Here is a 14,021-nt window from a genome sequence, read left to right as displayed (position 1 = left end):
TTACGACTCCTTAAAGACTGTTGATCAGCGTGGCGAAAGTTTCCTGCGCAGCTTTGATGATCTGCGAAGACGCTGTGTAGTACTGCTGATACTTGACCAGGTTGCCGGTCTCTTCATCGAGGTTGACCTGGGACAGCGAATCACGCGCGCCCTTGGCCTGATCGAGGATCACCGAGGTGGCGTCGTTGTCGGACTTGCTCTGCGCAGCCTTAGTACCGACGTTGGTCACCAGTTTGTTGTAGGCGTCGGTCAGGCTGATGCCTTTGCTGCCGCTGCCGGTGTCCACGGTCTGTTTGGTCTGCAGGCCAACCAGTGCCTGGGCGTTGCGGTTGTCCGAAGAGGCCGCGCCGGTCAGGTTGATGGTGAAGGTTTCGCCGGACTTCGGCGTCGCGCCCACGGTGGTCTGTACGGTGAAGGTCTTCTGCACGTTCGGCGTGACCGTGGTGTCCATCACCGGCGCGCCGGTGGAGTCGACCATGCCGACCTTGAGGTTCAAGGTGTTGGCCTGCCCCGGCACGATGGTGCCCGAACCGATGGTGTTGCCCTTGGCGTCGACCATGTTGTACGACTGGCTACCACTGGCGACCGCCCCGAACACCAGCTTGACCGGCGTCGAATATTTGAGCGCATTTTGCAACTCGGTCTGCGACGCCGGGTTGTAGATGTCAATCGAATCGGTCAGCGTCGGCTGGGTGTAGGTACCGGAATTGTTGGCACTGGCCACGCCGGTCAACGGCGCTGCCGCCGCGACTTTCTTCGGATCGGTCAATACGGTCTGAATCGAGCTCGCCGCGTTACGGGTCGGGGTCACCTTGAAGGTGTCGCCCGCGCTCAGGGCGCCGCCGTTGAGGGCCAGAGTGAAACCGTCAATCACAGGTGGCGGCGTGGTCGTGGTGCTGAACGAGCCCATGTCAGTGCCATCGGAGCGCTTGACCGAATAATTGGTGGCGCTGGTGAAGGTCACCTGGTAATCGCTGGTGGTCAGCTTGCCGGTGTCCTTGATGGTGACATCGAGGTTGCCCGAGCCGGCGCTGTTGCCCGCCTGCGCGATGCTGCGCTGGCTGATCAGCGCGGCACTGTTGATGTTGTTGAAAATCGCTGCACCGAAGTCACCGTTCTTGTCGATGCCCTGGGCTTGCTGGCTGTTGACCTGATCGGCCACCACCAGCGCGACACGGCCCAACTCGTTGAGCGACGGATCGAGCACTTCTTTGCGGTAGGTCAGCAGACCACCGATTTCGCCACCGCTCATGGCCGACGTGATGTCGATGACGCTTGAGCCACGGTCCATCTGAATGGCCATGCGCGTCGGATCATCCTTGCTCGGCACGGTGCTCAGGGTGTTGGTGGTATTGCCGATCACCAGCGGCTGGCCGGTGCCGATGTACACATCAAAACTGGTGCCACGCTCGACGACCTGCGCACCGGTCAGCTCGGAGAGCTGGCGCACCGCTTCGTTACGGCTGTCGAGCAGATCGTTCGGCTGACCGCCGCTGGTGGAAATCTCGCCGATCTTCTGGTTGAGATTGGCAATCGAGGTGGCCAGTTTGTTCACTTGCGACGTCATGTCCGCAAGGTTGCCGTTGATCGTGGTGTTCTGATCGTTCAGCTGTTTGGCCAGGGCATTGAAACGGCTGGTCAGCGCCTGCGCACCGGTCAGCACCGACTGACGGGAAGTGTCGTCCGTGGCAGAGGTCGCCACGCCCTGCATCGAGGTGAAGAATTTCTGCAGCACACCGGTCAGGCCGGTGTTGGTGTCGGACATCGAGGCATCCAGTGCAGTGGCCTGGGCACCGTACGCAGCCGCTTCGCTATTGAGCGAGGTGGCGGTATGCAGCTGGTTTTCGAGGTAAGAGTTGTAGACCCGGCGCACGTCGGCCAGGGTCGTCCCCGTCCCGATGAAGACGTTGCCGAACTGCTGCGAGGACTTGGTGCTCTGCACGGTTTGCTGGCGTGAATAACCGGCGGTGTCGACGTTGGCAATGTTGTTACCTGTGGTCGCGAGAGAGGAAGAACTCGCGGACAACCCCGACATCCCGATATTGAGCAAACTCATGATTCAAACCTTACCGTGTGTTTATAGAGGCGTCGTTGAAACGCCGGCCGCAGCGTAGTTTTCGAAACTGTTCATCTGCTTGGCAATCTGCGAAATCTTCGTCGCGTAGTTCGGGTCGGTCGCGTAACCGGCCTTTTGCAACTCGCGTACAAACTGTTCTGGGTTATCGGCCGACTTCACGACATCTTGATAGCGATTGTTGGTCTGCAGCAAAGTCACCAGATCGTGGAAACTGTCCTTGTACGAGGCATAGGAACGGAACTGCGCCGTCTCCTTGACCATCTGCCCGTTGCGGAACTCGCTGGTGATTGCCCGGGCCGAATCGCCGGTCCAGTTGCTGCTGGCCTTGATGCCGAACAGGTTGTGGCTGCTGCTGCCATCCTGGGCACGCATGACCGATTTGCCCCAGCCGGTTTCCAGTGCGGCCTGCGCCACCAGATAACGCGGATCGACGCCAATACGCGCGGCGGCTTCTTTGGCCATCGGCAGCATGGTGTTGACGAATTCATCGGCGGAGCTGAACGCGCGCTTGGCCGGCGCCAGCGGAATCTGCGCCATTGCCCGACCGTAAATCTGCATCTGCCCGCCGGACGCCTTGGCGTCTTCTGCACGGGTCAACCAGTCGCCGTTGTACAGAGGACCGGCGCCGGTGGTGGCCGTCGTTGCGGCACGTTGCGGCAAGGCATTGGCGGTGGTCGGCGTGGCGGAAGGCACCAGACCGGCGAGCAAACGATCGGCCAGTTTCGGCGGCAAGGCCAGACGACGCTTGTTGATCATGGCCATGTCATTGCTGTGCGAGGCTTCGGTCGTGGCGACACGCCCGGAACGCGACGCCCACAACGGACGCTCGCCATTGAGCCGCGATAACGGCCCATTGGTGGCGGTCGTGCCGGCGGCAATCGGCGTCTGCACCGCAGCCGCTTTCGCCGCCTCTTGCTTGGCGGCGGACGCGGCCGCCGCCTCGCCTGGCGCCAGCGGTTTGTTCCTCGACATCTGCTTCATCAGCACGTCGGCCAGACCGATACCCCCGCCCTCGCGGGACAGCGAGACCGCCAGTTGCTGGTCGTACATTTCCTGATATTGCTTGGCCGCCGGGGTGTTCATCGGGTTGTCCTTACCCAACGCCTCGGTGGCCGAACGCATCGACTTGAGCATTTCGCCAAGGAACAGCGATTCGAATTCCTGCGCCACCTTGCGCATGTTCGCATCACTGTTCTTGTCGCCGACCTTGAGCTGGTTCAGACGATTGAGATCGGAGTACGAACCCGAATCGCCCGTGCCCACCAGACTGCCTTTGCGCATATCCATGGTCGCCGTCCTCAGATCACGATCAGGTCGGCTTGTAACGCGCCGGCCTGCTTGAGTGCTTCGAGAATGGCCATCAGGTCACCCGGTGCCGCGCCCACCTGGTTCACCGCCCGCACGATCTCGTCGAGGGTGGTGCCCGGGCCGAACTTGAACATCGGCTTGGCTTCCTGCTGGGCATTGACCCGCGAGCGTGGCACCACGGCCGTCTGCCCATTGGACAACGGGCCCGGCTGGCTGACGATCGGGTCTTCGGTGATGGTCACGGTCAAGCTGCCGTGGGTCACGGCGGCCGGCGAGACTTTCACGTTCTGGCCGATGACGATGGTGCCGGTGCGCGAGTTGATGATGACTTTCGCCACCGCCTGACCCGGGTCCACTTCAAGGTTTTCCAGAATCGACAGATAGTCGACGCGCTGGCTCGGATCGAGCGGCGCCGTCACACGGATCGAACCGCCGTCGATGGCTTGCGCCACGCCAGGGCCGAGCATGTCGTTGATCTTGTCGACGATGCGCTTGGCGGTGGTGAAGTCGGAGCGGTTGAGGTTCAGCGTCAGGCTGTTGCCCTGGTTGAAACCGCTCGGTACCGAACGCTCCACCGACGCACCGCCCGGAATACGACCGGCCGACGGAACGTTGACGGTGATCTTCGAACCGTCACGCCCTTCGGCATCGAAACCGCCGACCACCAGGTTGCCCTGAGCGATGGCGTAGACGTTGCCGTCGATACCTTTGAGCGGGGTCAGCAACAGGGTGCCGCCGCGCAGGCTCTTGGAGTTACCGATCGAAGACACGGTGATGTCGACCTGCTGACCCGGTTTGGCGAACGCCGGCAGATCGGCACTCACCGACACCGCCGCAACGTTTTTCAACTGCACGTTGCCCGATCCCGGCGGCACCTTGATGCCGAACTGCGAGAGCATGTTGTTGAAGGTCTGCAGGGTGAACGGGGTTTGCGTCGTCTGGTCGCCGGTGCCGTTAAGCCCGACCACCAGGCCGTAACCGATCAACTGGTTGGAACGCACGCCGGAAATGCTGGCGATATCTTTCAGCCGCTCGGCGTGGGCACCAAAGGCAGCGGACAACAGGGCCGCCGCCAGCATGAGGCTCTTGAAATTCAAAGTCGCCACCTAGAAAGGGAACAGCGGGCTGAGGAAGAAACGGTCGAACCAGCCTGGCTGACTCGCATCGGCAAACGAACCGGTGCCCGAGTAGGTGATGCGCGCATCGGCGACACGGGTCGACGACACGGTGTTGTCGGTGGCGATGTCATCGGCACGCACCAGACCGGCGATCCGCACCAGCTCGTCGCCGGTGTTGAGGGTCATCCACTTCTCGCCGCGCACGGCGATGATGCCGTTGGGCAGTACGTCGGCCACGGTCACGGTGATCGAGCCGGTCAGGGTATTGCCCTGCGCGGCCTTGCTGTCGCCCTTGGTTGCACGGTCGCCGCTGTAACCGACGTCGAGGCTCAGGTCATTGCCACCCAACGGGTTGTTGGTGGTGCCACTGCCGCCAAACAGCGAGGTCAGGCCGATGCCGGTCTTGCTGTTCTTGGCCACCTGGGAGTTGGCGTTCTTGCTCGCCTGAGTCTTCTCGTTCAGGGTGATGGTGATGATGTCACCGACCCGGAACGCCTTGCGGTCGCTGTACAGGTTCTGCTCGAAGCCGGCCTGATAGATCGAGCCGTTGTTGGCCGCCGCCGGCAATGGCGTGCGTGGCAACACCGGAGCGTAGTAAGGGTCATTGGGCTTGGGCGTCGGTGCGACGCAGCCCGCGAGCGAGACGACCCCACCCAATGCCAGAACAGATACGAAGCGTTTCATGACCCTACCTCACGGTGTTGCTGGCGGCCTCAGGCCGCCCCATAGACTTGATTACAGATTCTGCGTTACGAACGAGAGCATCTGGTCGGCGGTGGAGATCACCTTGGAGTTCATCTCGTAGGCGCGCTGAGTGGTGATCATGTTGACCATCTCTTCAACGGTGCTGACGTTGGAACCTTCCAGGGTGTTCTGCAGCGTGGTACCGAAACCGTTCAGGCCCGGAGTGCCGATTTGCGGCGCGCCAGAAGCAGCGGTTTCCAGGAACAGGTTGTTACCCACCGCCTGCAGACCGGCCGGGTTGATGAAGTCGGCGGTTTGCAGGTTGCCGATCACCTGAGCGGCCGGGTTGCCTGGCACGGTGATCGAGACGGTGCCGTCGGTGCCGACAGTGAAGCTCTGGGCGTTGTTCGGGATGACGATGGCCGGTTCCAGGGCGAAACCGCTGGCGTTGACGATCTGGCCGTTGGAGTCGAGGTGGAAGGTACCGTCACGGGTGTAGGACGTGGTGCCGTCCGGCTGCAGGATCTGGAAGAAACCGCGACCGTCGATGGCCATGTCCAGCGGCTGCTCGGTGGTTTGCAGGCTGCCGGCGGTGAAGTTTTTCTGGGTACCGACGATGCGCACACCGGTACCCAGTTGCAGACCCGACGGCAGTTCGCTGTCCTGGGTCGACTGGGCGCCTGGCTGACGCTTGATCTGATACAGCAGGTCCTGGAACTCGGCACGGTCACGTTTGAAACCCGTGGTCGAGACGTTCGCCAGGTTGTTGGAAATGGTGGTCAGGTTGGTGTCCTGGGCGGACAGACCGGTTTTGGCAACCCATAGAGCCGGAAGCATTCGATTCTCCTCGTGCGCCTGTTTTACGGCGCGACGTTCTGATAATTAGCTGATCTGCAAGACCCGAGCCATGGCCTGGTCGTCGTCTTTGGCGGTGTTCATCATCTTGACGTGCAACTCGAACTGCTTGGCCAGGGCCAGCACCGAGGTCATTTCTTCCACGGCATTGACGTTGCTCGACTCGAGGAAACCCGACACCAGTTTGACGTTGGCGTCGGCCGGCGCCGGCTGGCCGTCCTTGGTGTAGATCGAGCCATCGAGGCCTTTGTTGAGGTTCTTGATGTCCGGGTTGACCAGTTTGATCCGGTCGACTTCCGCCATGACGCGCGGGCCTTCGCCCATCGCACGAATACTGATGGTGCCGTCTTCACCGACTTCGACCTGCTGCTCCGGCGGCACGGCGATCGGACCGCCGTTGCCCAATACCGGCATGCCGTTGCCGGCGCGCAGTACGCCGAGGGCGTCGATGTTGAGGCTGCCGGTGCGCACGTAGCTTTCGCCGCCGTTGGGGTTCTGCACGGCAATAAAACCGTTGCCGGTCACGGCGACGTCGAGATCACGCCCGGTCTGCACCAGCGAACCGGCGGTGAAGTCGGTGGCGGGCCGCTCACTCATGGCAAACGCACGCGCCGGAAAGCTGTCACCGAACACCGGCATCGAACGCGCCTGCTCCAGGTCGCGCTGAAAACCGTTGGTGGAGATGTTCGCCAGGTTGTTGGCATGGGCCTTTTGCGCCAGTGCGTTCTGACTGGCGCCGGTCATTGCCACATAAAGGTACTTGTCCACACTCTTTCCTCTGCATGCCGGACGTTTGCCGCCCACCGCTGTACTGCTGAGCCATAAGCAATTTGCAGACCAACTTTTTTCTGGCGGCTTGCGGCCCGGTAAACAAAGGACTTGCGGGGTTTTGCGGGGAAATTGGAAATGTATCGAAGTCGAAAAACCGGCGGTGTTATGCCGCTTGGCGGCAATCCCGACTTTTGCGGATGGAAATAAAACCTGTGGTGAGGGAGCTTGCTCCCGCTGGGTTGCGTAGCAACCCCAAACCCATTCAATACGGTGTATCAGACAAACCGCATTGATCCGGTTTACGACTGCTGCGCAGCCGAGCGGGGGCAAGCTCCCTCGCCACAATGGTTACTCGGCAGGGTCTTTACCGACCTCATACTCGCGCAGCTTATTAGCGATGGTGGTGTGCGAAACCCCCAACCGCTTACCCAGTTGCCGACTGCTCGGGTGCTCGGAATACAAGCGCTCCAGCACCGCTTTTTCAAAACGCCCGACGATTTCGTCCAACCCGCCCTCCAGCGAGAAATCGCCAAGCGGCTGACGCACGCCGTAGTCCGGCAGGCGAATATGCTCGGCCTTGACCGTGCCGCCATCACACAGCGAGACCGCCTGAAACAGCACGTTCTCCAGCTGTCGCACGTTGCCCGGCCAGTGGTAGTGACTGAGACGCTCCATCGCCGCCGGCGCCAGTTTCGGCAGCGAGCAACCGATCTGCCGACTGGCCTGATCGAGGAAGTGTTCCACCAGCGGTGTCAAACCGTCGAGGCATTCGCGTAGCGGCGGGATGTGCAGCGACAGCACATTCAAGCGGTGATACAGATCCTGACGAAACTCGCCGCGCGCGCACAGCTCGGACAAGTCGACCTGAGTGGCGCAGATCACCCGCACATCCAGATACACCTCTTCATCGCTGCCGACCCGGCGGAAGCAGCCGTCCTGCAGAAAGCGCAGCAGCTTCACCTGCAAGCGCGGGCTCATTTCGCCGACGCCATCAAGAAACAGCGTACCGCCCGCCGTCAGTTCCAGCAGGCCGAGTTTGCCTTCGGCGCGCGCGCCTTCGAACGCGCCGGGGCCGTAGCCGAACAGTTCGGTCTCGGCCATCGACTCCGGCAGCCCCGCGCAGTTGAGCGCCATCAATGGCGACTGCCCACGCGGACTGGCGAGGTGACAGGCCCGCGCCAACAATTCTTTGCCGGTGCCGGTTTCGCCTTCGATCAACAGAGGCGCATCCAGTGGCGCCATGCGCCGCGCTTCACGCACCACCGCCGCCATCACTTTAGAACTCTGGAAGATACTGTCGAAGCCACGCAGTTCCTGTTTACGCACGTTATAGATGCGCTCACCAACGCGGTCGGCGCGGTGCAGGGTCAGCACCGCACCGGCCATGGCTTCGCTGTCGTCGTGCTCTGATTGCAGCGGCGCGATGTCGGCAAGAAAGATGTCGCCCTTGACCTTGACGCGCATGCCGTTGATTCGCGATTTGTTGGCGCGCACCAGTTCCGGCAGGTCGAAATCCTCGGCATAGCGCGACAGCGGAATCCCCGGCACCTCGTCCACGCGCACCCCGAGCAACTGCGCGGCCGCACGGTTGGCGGCAACGATCGAGCCGCCCATGTCGATCGACAGCACCGGAAATTCCAGCGCGCCAAGCAACGCATTCAACTCCATGTGCCGACGCTCACTGGGCATCAACCCGACGCGCTTGACCCCAAACACCCCGGCAATCGCTTCGAACTTCGGCCGCAGCGCCTGGAACTGAATGTTGATCAGGTTCGGGCAGTGCAGGTAGATCGCATTGCCATGCTCGCCGCCGACCTCACCGCGCGCAACGTTAATCCCGTACTCGACCAAGAGATTGAGAATGTCACGCAGGATGCCGATGCGGTTCTGGCAGTGGACTTTGATACGCATATGAATGACCCGACAAAGTGGGATTGAACACAATTCCTGTGGGAGCGAGCTTGCTCGCGAATGCGTCAGCACACCGACATTGATGTGTCAGACCTGCCGCTTTCGCGAGAAAGCTCGCTCCCACAGGGTATTGCGGTGCGCCCGGAACCCATTTTTCTGTCGAGGCGCGCAGATAGTTGTCAAGATTATGTGACAGCCACAGCCCTTTTCAAACCTGCAAATCAGCGCAAACGCGAGATATCCGCCAAAGCGTAACGATTTATTTACAAAATACGGTGATTATTCCTACAAAGATCGCATTCAACCTGCTGCATCTCGCCCCACTCTCGGGTAATCCTGACCCCATCGCTGGACATAACAAGAACGAATTCCCCTAGCAGGAGAGCAGTATGAAGCAGACGCAATACGTGGCCCGCGAGCCCGATGCGCAAGGTTTTATCGACTACCCCGCCGAAGAACATGCGGTGTGGAACACGCTGATCACCCGCCAGCTGAAAGTGATCGAGGGTCGCGCGTGCCAGGAATACCTGGACGGTATCGAAAAACTCGGTCTGCCCCATGACCGCATTCCGCAACTGGGCGAGATCAACAAGGTGCTCGGTGAGACCACCGGTTGGCAGGTTGCCCGCGTCCCGGCACTGATCCCCTTCCAGACCTTCTTCGAACTGCTCGCCAGCAAGCAGTTTCCGGTGGCTACATTCATTCGTACCCGCGAAGAACTGGACTACCTGCAAGAGCCGGACATCTTCCACGAGATCTTCGGTCACTGCCCGCTGCTGACCAACCCATGGTTCGCCGAATTCACTCATACCTACGGCAAGCTCGGCCTGCAGGCCACCAAGGAAGAGCGCGTGTACCTGGCGCGCCTGTACTGGATGACCATCGAGTTCGGCCTGGTCGACACCCCGCAAGGCAAACGCATCTATGGCGGCGGCATCCTGTCCTCGCCAAAGGAAACCGTTTATTCGCTGTCGGACGAGCCCGAGCATCAGGCCTTCGATCCGCTGGAAGCCATGCGCACGCCGTATCGCATCGACATCCTGCAGCCACTTTATTTTGTCCTGCCCAACCTCAAGCGCCTGTTCGACCTGGCCCACGAAGACATCATGGGCATGGTCAAGCAAGGCATGCAGTTGGGGTTGCACGCACCGAAGTTTCCGCCAAAACCGAAAGCCGCGTGATCCGCGACTTTTGCTGACAATTGAGTCTGTCAGTCGCCGCCACTTTGGTTTAGCGTGACGGCATTGACGGGCCGATAGTTTCTATAAAAAAAACACACTCGATTTCAGGAATCACACCATGTCCACTTTGAACCAAGCCCACTGCGAAGCCTGCCGTGCCGATGCGCCACAAGTCAGCGACGAAGAACTGCCGATCCTGATCAAGCAGATCCCTGACTGGAACATCGAAGTGCGCGACAGCATCATGCAGCTGGAGAAAGTCTTCCTGTTCAAGAACTTCAAGCACGCACTGGCCTTCACCAACGCCGTCGGTGAAATCTCCGAGGCCGAAGGTCACCACCCGGGGCTGCTGACCGAGTGGGGCAAAGTCACCGTGACCTGGTGGAGCCACTCGATCAAGGGCCTGCACCGCAACGACTTCATCATGGCCGCGCGCACTGACGAAGTGGCCAAGACCGCAGAAGGACGCAAGTAATGCACTTTGACGCCATCGGCCGGGTACCCGGCGACCCGATCCTCGGCTTGATGGAGGCTTATGCGCAGGACACTAACCCGCGCAAGTTCGACCTCGGCGTTGGCGTCTACAAGGATGCCCAGGGCCTGACGCCGATCCCCGAAGCGGTGAAAATTGCCGAGGCGCGACTGGTCGAAAGCCAGGACACCAAGACCTACATCGGCGGGCACGGCAACCCATTGTTCGGCAAGGTCATCAATGAGCTGGTGCTTGGCGCCGACTCGAAGCTGATCGCCGAACAGCGCGCCGGCGCCACCCAGACTCCGGGCGGCACCGGTGCCCTGCGTCTGGCAGCCAACTTCATCGCCCAGTGCCTGCCGGGCAAGGGCGTCTGGCTGAGCAACCCGACCTGGCCGATCCACGAAACGATTTTCGCCGCCGCCGGGGTCAAGGTCAGTCACTACCCCTACGTGGGCAGCGACAACCGCCTCGACGTCGATGCGATGCTTGCCGTGCTCAACCAAGTGCCGCAAGGCGACGTGGTGCTGCTGCATGCCTGCTGCCACAACCCGACCGGTTTCGACCTGAACCATGACGACTGCCAACGCGTGCTCGACGTCGTGCGCCGGCGTGACCTGCTGCCACTGATCGACTTCGCCTACCAGGGCTTTGGCGACGGGCTGGAGCAGGACGCATGGTCGACCCGGCTGTTCGCTGCCGAAGTGCCCGAGTTGCTGATCACCAGCTCCTGCTCGAAAAACTTCGGCCTGTACCGCGACCGCACCGGGGCGCTGATTGTTTGCGCGAAAACCGCCGACAAACTGATCGACATTCGCAGCCAACTGGCCAACATCGCGCGCAACCTGTGGTCGACACCACCGGATCACGGCGCGGCCGTGGTCGCGACCATCCTCGCCGATCCGGAGCTGAAAGCCCGCTGGGCCGACGAAGTGGAAGCCATGCGCTTGCGCATCGCGCAGTTGCGCAGCGGTCTGGTCGAAGCGCTGGAACCGCACGGCTTGCGCGAGCGTTTTGCGCACATTGGCGTGCAACGCGGCATGTTCTCCTACACCGGCCTGTCGCCGGAGCAGGTCAAACAACTGCGTGAGCAGCACAGCGTGTACATGGTCAGCTCGGGCCGGGCGAACGTCGCCGGGATCGATGCCACGCGCCTGGCACTGCTGGCACAAGCCATCGCTGACGTCAGCAAGTAGATCCAGCTACACAACCCCCTGTGGGAGCGAGCTTGCTCGCGAATACGGAGTGTCATTCGACAGATATGTTGACTGATACACCGATTTCGCGAGCAAGCTCGCTCCCACAGTTGTTTTTGCCCCCCTGCGGCCATCTGTCGCATTATTTTGAATTAAAAGTCTGATTGTCATTTTTCCTGCTGTATCCTGCGCAGGCTTTCAAGAAGCGCGGATCTACCAGATCTATCAACAGACTTAGCGAGGAGCGCAACCATGCACGAGATTCCTAATCTCCCCTTCCCAAGCCTGCACGTACCTGAGCAGACGACCACGCAACAAGCCGGTGCCCAACAGCCCGAGCCGAAAGAAGCCGTTGACAGCCGCAAGGCCGACCACGAAGAGTAAAACCCCGCCGTACAGACCGTGTGGAAAGCGCTAAGATGCGCTTTCCACACTGCCTGAAACCGAGCCCGCCATGACCGACGAATTCTCCGAAAGCCAAGCCGCCGTCCTGATCGGCGCCACCGAGAAAATGATCGAGATCTGGCAGCGCCTCTCTCCGGAAAAACAGGCTGCTTTGCTCGCCCGTTTTGGCAGCGAAGAAAACGCCCTCGCCGCCCTCGTCACCACGCAACTGGTCGCCCCGGCCAAACCCTGACATCCCCGTCCGGCAAATAGTTTTACTTTTCCCCGCCCCAGACGCGTTCGCGCCGGTATCATAAGCAGCCTATCTAATCCTGCTTTGCCGTGGATCGTTCCCCATGTCGTCCTCTATGCCACAACCCCAGCGCCCCCTGGCGGTCACGCTGCAAGTCGTTTCCATCGTCCTCTTCACTTTCATCGGCTACCTGAACATCGGCATTCCGCTCGCGGTGTTGCCCGGTTACGTCCACAGTGATCTGGGCTTTGGCGCGGTGATCGCCGGGCTGGTGATCAGCGTGCAATACCTCGCCACCCTGCTCAGCCGTCCGTACGCCGGCAAGATCATCGACAACCAGGGCAGCAAGCGCGCGGTGATGATTGGTCTGGCCGGTTGCGGCTTGAGTGGCGTGTTCATGCTGATTTCGGCGTGGACACCGAACCTGCCGATGCTCAGCCTGATCAGCCTGTTGATCGGCCGTCTGGTGCTGGGCAGCGCGGAAAGCCTGGTCGGCTCCGGTTCAATCGGCTGGGGCATCGGCCGCGTTGGTGCGGCGAATACCGCCAAAGTGATTTCGTGGAACGGCATTGCCAGTTACGGCGCGCTGGCGGTGGGTGCGCCGTTCGGCGTGTGGCTGGTCGGCCAGTTGGGATTGTGGAGCATGGGCGTCAGCATCATTCTGCTGGCGGCGCTGGGCTTGCTGCTGGCGTGGCCGAAAACCGCCGCGCCAATTGTCGCCGGCGAGCGTCTGCCGTTCATGCATGTGCTCGGTCGCGTGTTCCCGCACGGCTGCGGACTGGCCTTGGGCTCGATCGGTTTCGGCACCATCGCCACCTTCATCACCCTGTATTACGCCACTCGGCACTGGGATAACGCGGTGTTGTGCCTGAGCCTGTTCGGCGCCAGCTTCATCGGCGCGCGGCTGCTGTTCGGCAACCTGATCAACCGCCTCGGCGGCTTTCGCGTGGCGATTGCCTGCCTGTCGGTGGAAACCCTGGGCCTGTTGCTGCTGTGGCTGGCACCGGATGCACATTGGGCACTGGCCGGGGCGGCGCTGAGCGGTTTCGGCTTCTCGCTGGTGTTCCCGGCGCTGGGCGTGGAAGCGGTGAACCTGGTGCCGGCCTCCAGCCGAGGCGCGGCCGTGGGCGCTTATTCGCTGTTCATCGACTTGTCGCTGGGGATTACCGGGCCATTGGCCGGGGCCATTGCGTCGGGCTTCGGTTTTGCCTCGATCTTCCTGTTCGCCGCCCTCGCCTCCCTGAGCGGTCTGGCGTTGAGCGTTTACCTTTACAAGCACACGGCGAAGTACCGAGAAGATTAGAAATCCACCTTGCCCCGCCCGGCCTTGATGCTGCCACGCTTGGTCTTGGATTCGAGCCGGCGCTTCTTCGAGCCGAGGGTCGGTTTGGTCGGGCGGCGTTTCTTTTCGACCTTGGCGGCGCTGAGAATCAGCTCGGTCAGACGCTGCAGCGCATCGGCACGGTTGGCTTCCTGCGTGCGGTATTGCTGGGCCTTGATGATCAGCACGCCGTCGCTGGTGATGCGACTGTCGCGCAGCGCCAGCAGCCGCTCCTTGTAGAACTCGGGCAAGGACGAGGCCGGAATGTCGAAGCGCAGGTGCACAGCGCTGGAGACCTTGTTGACATTCTGCCCACCGGCGCCTTGCGCGCGAATGGCCGTCAGTTCGATCTCGGCATCCGGCAGATGCACATTGTTGGAAATCACCAGCATGGAAAAGCGTCCGTATTCAGAAGCAGCAGGATACGCCATCAACCCTGTAGGAGCTGCCGAAGGGGCAATAAAAAACCCGGCACATTGGCCGGGTTTGT

14 protein-coding genes are annotated in these 14,021 nt (G+C 61.3%); 6 read left to right on the top strand and 8 right to left on the bottom strand.

Translation table 11 applies throughout. The annotated features are described in order from the left end of the window. Window positions 1-10: 10 nt before the first annotated feature. The 7 genes from flgK to B1722_RS23600 all read right to left on the bottom strand — a co-directional run bounded on the left by flgK (window position 11) and on the right by B1722_RS23600 (window position 8,724). Window positions 11-2,056, bottom strand: coding sequence for a flagellar hook-associated protein FlgK (gene flgK / locus B1722_RS23630; protein ID WP_041073045.1), 2,046 nt, complete (start codon window positions 2,054-2,056; stop codon window positions 11-13). Window positions 2,057-2,077: 21 nt separating this feature from the next. After that, window positions 2,078-3,364, bottom strand: coding sequence for a flagellar assembly peptidoglycan hydrolase FlgJ (gene flgJ / locus B1722_RS23625; RefSeq protein ID WP_041073047.1), 1,287 nt, complete (start codon window positions 3,362-3,364; stop codon window positions 2,078-2,080). A gap of 11 nt (window positions 3,365-3,375) precedes the next feature. Further along, entirely contained in the window at window positions 3,376-4,464 is a 1,089-nt protein-coding gene (locus tag B1722_RS23620; RefSeq protein WP_161794916.1) for a flagellar basal body P-ring protein FlgI, read from the bottom strand. A gap of 27 nt (window positions 4,465-4,491) precedes the next feature. Beyond that, a complete protein-coding gene (flgH, locus tag B1722_RS23615) occupies window positions 4,492-5,187 on the bottom strand; it encodes a flagellar basal body L-ring protein FlgH (protein WP_007965503.1) in 696 nt (231 codons plus the stop codon). 51 nt (window positions 5,188-5,238) lie between these two features. Then, window positions 5,239-6,024: a flagellar basal-body rod protein FlgG gene (gene flgG, locus B1722_RS23610; RefSeq protein WP_003222804.1), complete on the bottom strand. Its 786-nt coding sequence runs from the start codon at window positions 6,022-6,024 to the stop codon at window positions 5,239-5,241. A gap of 45 nt (window positions 6,025-6,069) precedes the next feature. Further along, a complete protein-coding gene (locus B1722_RS23605; RefSeq protein WP_007965507.1) occupies window positions 6,070-6,810 on the bottom strand; it encodes a flagellar basal body rod protein FlgF in 741 nt (246 codons plus the stop codon). A gap of 351 nt (window positions 6,811-7,161) precedes the next feature. After that, a complete protein-coding gene (locus B1722_RS23600) occupies window positions 7,162-8,724 on the bottom strand; it encodes a sigma-54-dependent phenylalanine hydroxylase transcriptional regulator PhhR (protein WP_041073049.1) in 1,563 nt (520 codons plus the stop codon). A gap of 389 nt (window positions 8,725-9,113) precedes the next feature. Between B1722_RS23600 and phhA the strand changes: the two genes are divergently transcribed. The 6 genes from phhA to B1722_RS23575 all read left to right on the top strand — a co-directional run bounded on the left by phhA (window position 9,114) and on the right by B1722_RS23575 (window position 13,513). Further along, window positions 9,114-9,905, top strand: a complete 792-nt coding sequence (gene phhA, locus B1722_RS23595; protein WP_041073052.1) for a phenylalanine 4-monooxygenase — start codon at window positions 9,114-9,116, stop codon at window positions 9,903-9,905. Window positions 9,906-10,023: 118 nt separating this feature from the next. Next, window positions 10,024-10,380 (top strand): 4a-hydroxytetrahydrobiopterin dehydratase, encoded by a 357-nt coding sequence (locus B1722_RS23590; protein WP_003222798.1) that lies wholly within the window; start codon window positions 10,024-10,026, stop codon window positions 10,378-10,380. Continuing rightward, complete coding sequence (locus tag B1722_RS23585; protein ID WP_086794545.1) at window positions 10,380-11,573, top strand: amino acid aminotransferase; 1,194 nt, start codon at window positions 10,380-10,382, stop codon at window positions 11,571-11,573. The genes B1722_RS23590 and B1722_RS23585 overlap by 1 nt, the downstream gene beginning before the upstream one ends. Window positions 11,574-11,825: 252 nt before the next feature. After that, window positions 11,826-11,957: a hypothetical protein gene (locus tag B1722_RS29925; RefSeq protein ID WP_256198933.1), complete on the top strand. Its 132-nt coding sequence runs from the start codon at window positions 11,826-11,828 to the stop codon at window positions 11,955-11,957. 70 nt (window positions 11,958-12,027) lie between these two features. After that, complete coding sequence (locus B1722_RS23580; protein WP_007965516.1) at window positions 12,028-12,210, top strand: hypothetical protein; 183 nt, start codon at window positions 12,028-12,030, stop codon at window positions 12,208-12,210. Between the two features lie 103 nt (window positions 12,211-12,313). Beyond that, window positions 12,314-13,513: an MFS transporter gene (locus B1722_RS23575; RefSeq protein WP_086794543.1), complete on the top strand. Its 1,200-nt coding sequence runs from the start codon at window positions 12,314-12,316 to the stop codon at window positions 13,511-13,513. Here B1722_RS23575 and arfB read toward each other — a convergent pair. Next, window positions 13,510-13,923: an alternative ribosome rescue aminoacyl-tRNA hydrolase ArfB gene (gene arfB, locus B1722_RS23570; RefSeq protein ID WP_086794541.1), complete on the bottom strand. Its 414-nt coding sequence runs from the start codon at window positions 13,921-13,923 to the stop codon at window positions 13,510-13,512. The genes B1722_RS23575 and arfB overlap by 4 nt on opposite strands. Window positions 13,924-14,021: the final 98 nt, after the last annotated feature.

This window comes from Pseudomonas sp. SCPG-7, from assembly GCF_002156405.1.
In the GTDB taxonomy this organism is placed as follows: Bacteria; Pseudomonadota; Gammaproteobacteria; order Pseudomonadales; family Pseudomonadaceae; genus Aquipseudomonas; species Aquipseudomonas parakoreensis.
This window is presented reverse-complemented; position numbering and strand designations above follow the sequence as displayed.

Excerpts from the sequence above, each read along its gene's own strand:
- flgK (WP_041073045.1), bottom strand. The coding sequence starts at position 2,056 with ATGAGTTTGCTCAATATCGGGATGTCGGGGTTGTCCGCGAGTTCTTCC.
- flgJ (WP_041073047.1), bottom strand. The coding sequence starts at position 3,364 with ATGGATATGCGCAAAGGCAGTCTGGTGGGCACGGGCGATTCGGGTTCG.
- B1722_RS23620 (WP_161794916.1), bottom strand. The coding sequence starts at position 4,464 with ATGCTGGCGGCGGCCCTGTTGTCCGCTGCCTTTGGTGCCCACGCCGAG.
- flgH (WP_007965503.1), bottom strand. The coding sequence starts at position 5,187 with ATGAAACGCTTCGTATCTGTTCTGGCATTGGGTGGGGTCGTCTCGCTC.
- flgG (WP_003222804.1), bottom strand. The coding sequence starts at position 6,024 with ATGCTTCCGGCTCTATGGGTTGCCAAAACCGGTCTGTCCGCCCAGGAC.
- B1722_RS23600 (WP_041073049.1), bottom strand. The coding sequence starts at position 8,724 with ATGCGTATCAAAGTCCACTGCCAGAACCGCATCGGCATCCTGCGTGAC.
- phhA (WP_041073052.1), top strand. The coding sequence starts at position 9,114 with ATGAAGCAGACGCAATACGTGGCCCGCGAGCCCGATGCGCAAGGTTTT.
- B1722_RS23590 (WP_003222798.1), top strand. The coding sequence starts at position 10,024 with ATGTCCACTTTGAACCAAGCCCACTGCGAAGCCTGCCGTGCCGATGCG.
- B1722_RS23585 (WP_086794545.1), top strand. The coding sequence starts at position 10,380 with ATGCACTTTGACGCCATCGGCCGGGTACCCGGCGACCCGATCCTCGGC.
- B1722_RS29925 (WP_256198933.1), top strand. The coding sequence starts at position 11,826 with ATGCACGAGATTCCTAATCTCCCCTTCCCAAGCCTGCACGTACCTGAG.
- B1722_RS23580 (WP_007965516.1), top strand. The coding sequence starts at position 12,028 with ATGACCGACGAATTCTCCGAAAGCCAAGCCGCCGTCCTGATCGGCGCC.
- B1722_RS23575 (WP_086794543.1), top strand. The coding sequence starts at position 12,314 with ATGTCGTCCTCTATGCCACAACCCCAGCGCCCCCTGGCGGTCACGCTG.
- arfB (WP_086794541.1), bottom strand. The coding sequence starts at position 13,923 with ATGCTGGTGATTTCCAACAATGTGCATCTGCCGGATGCCGAGATCGAA.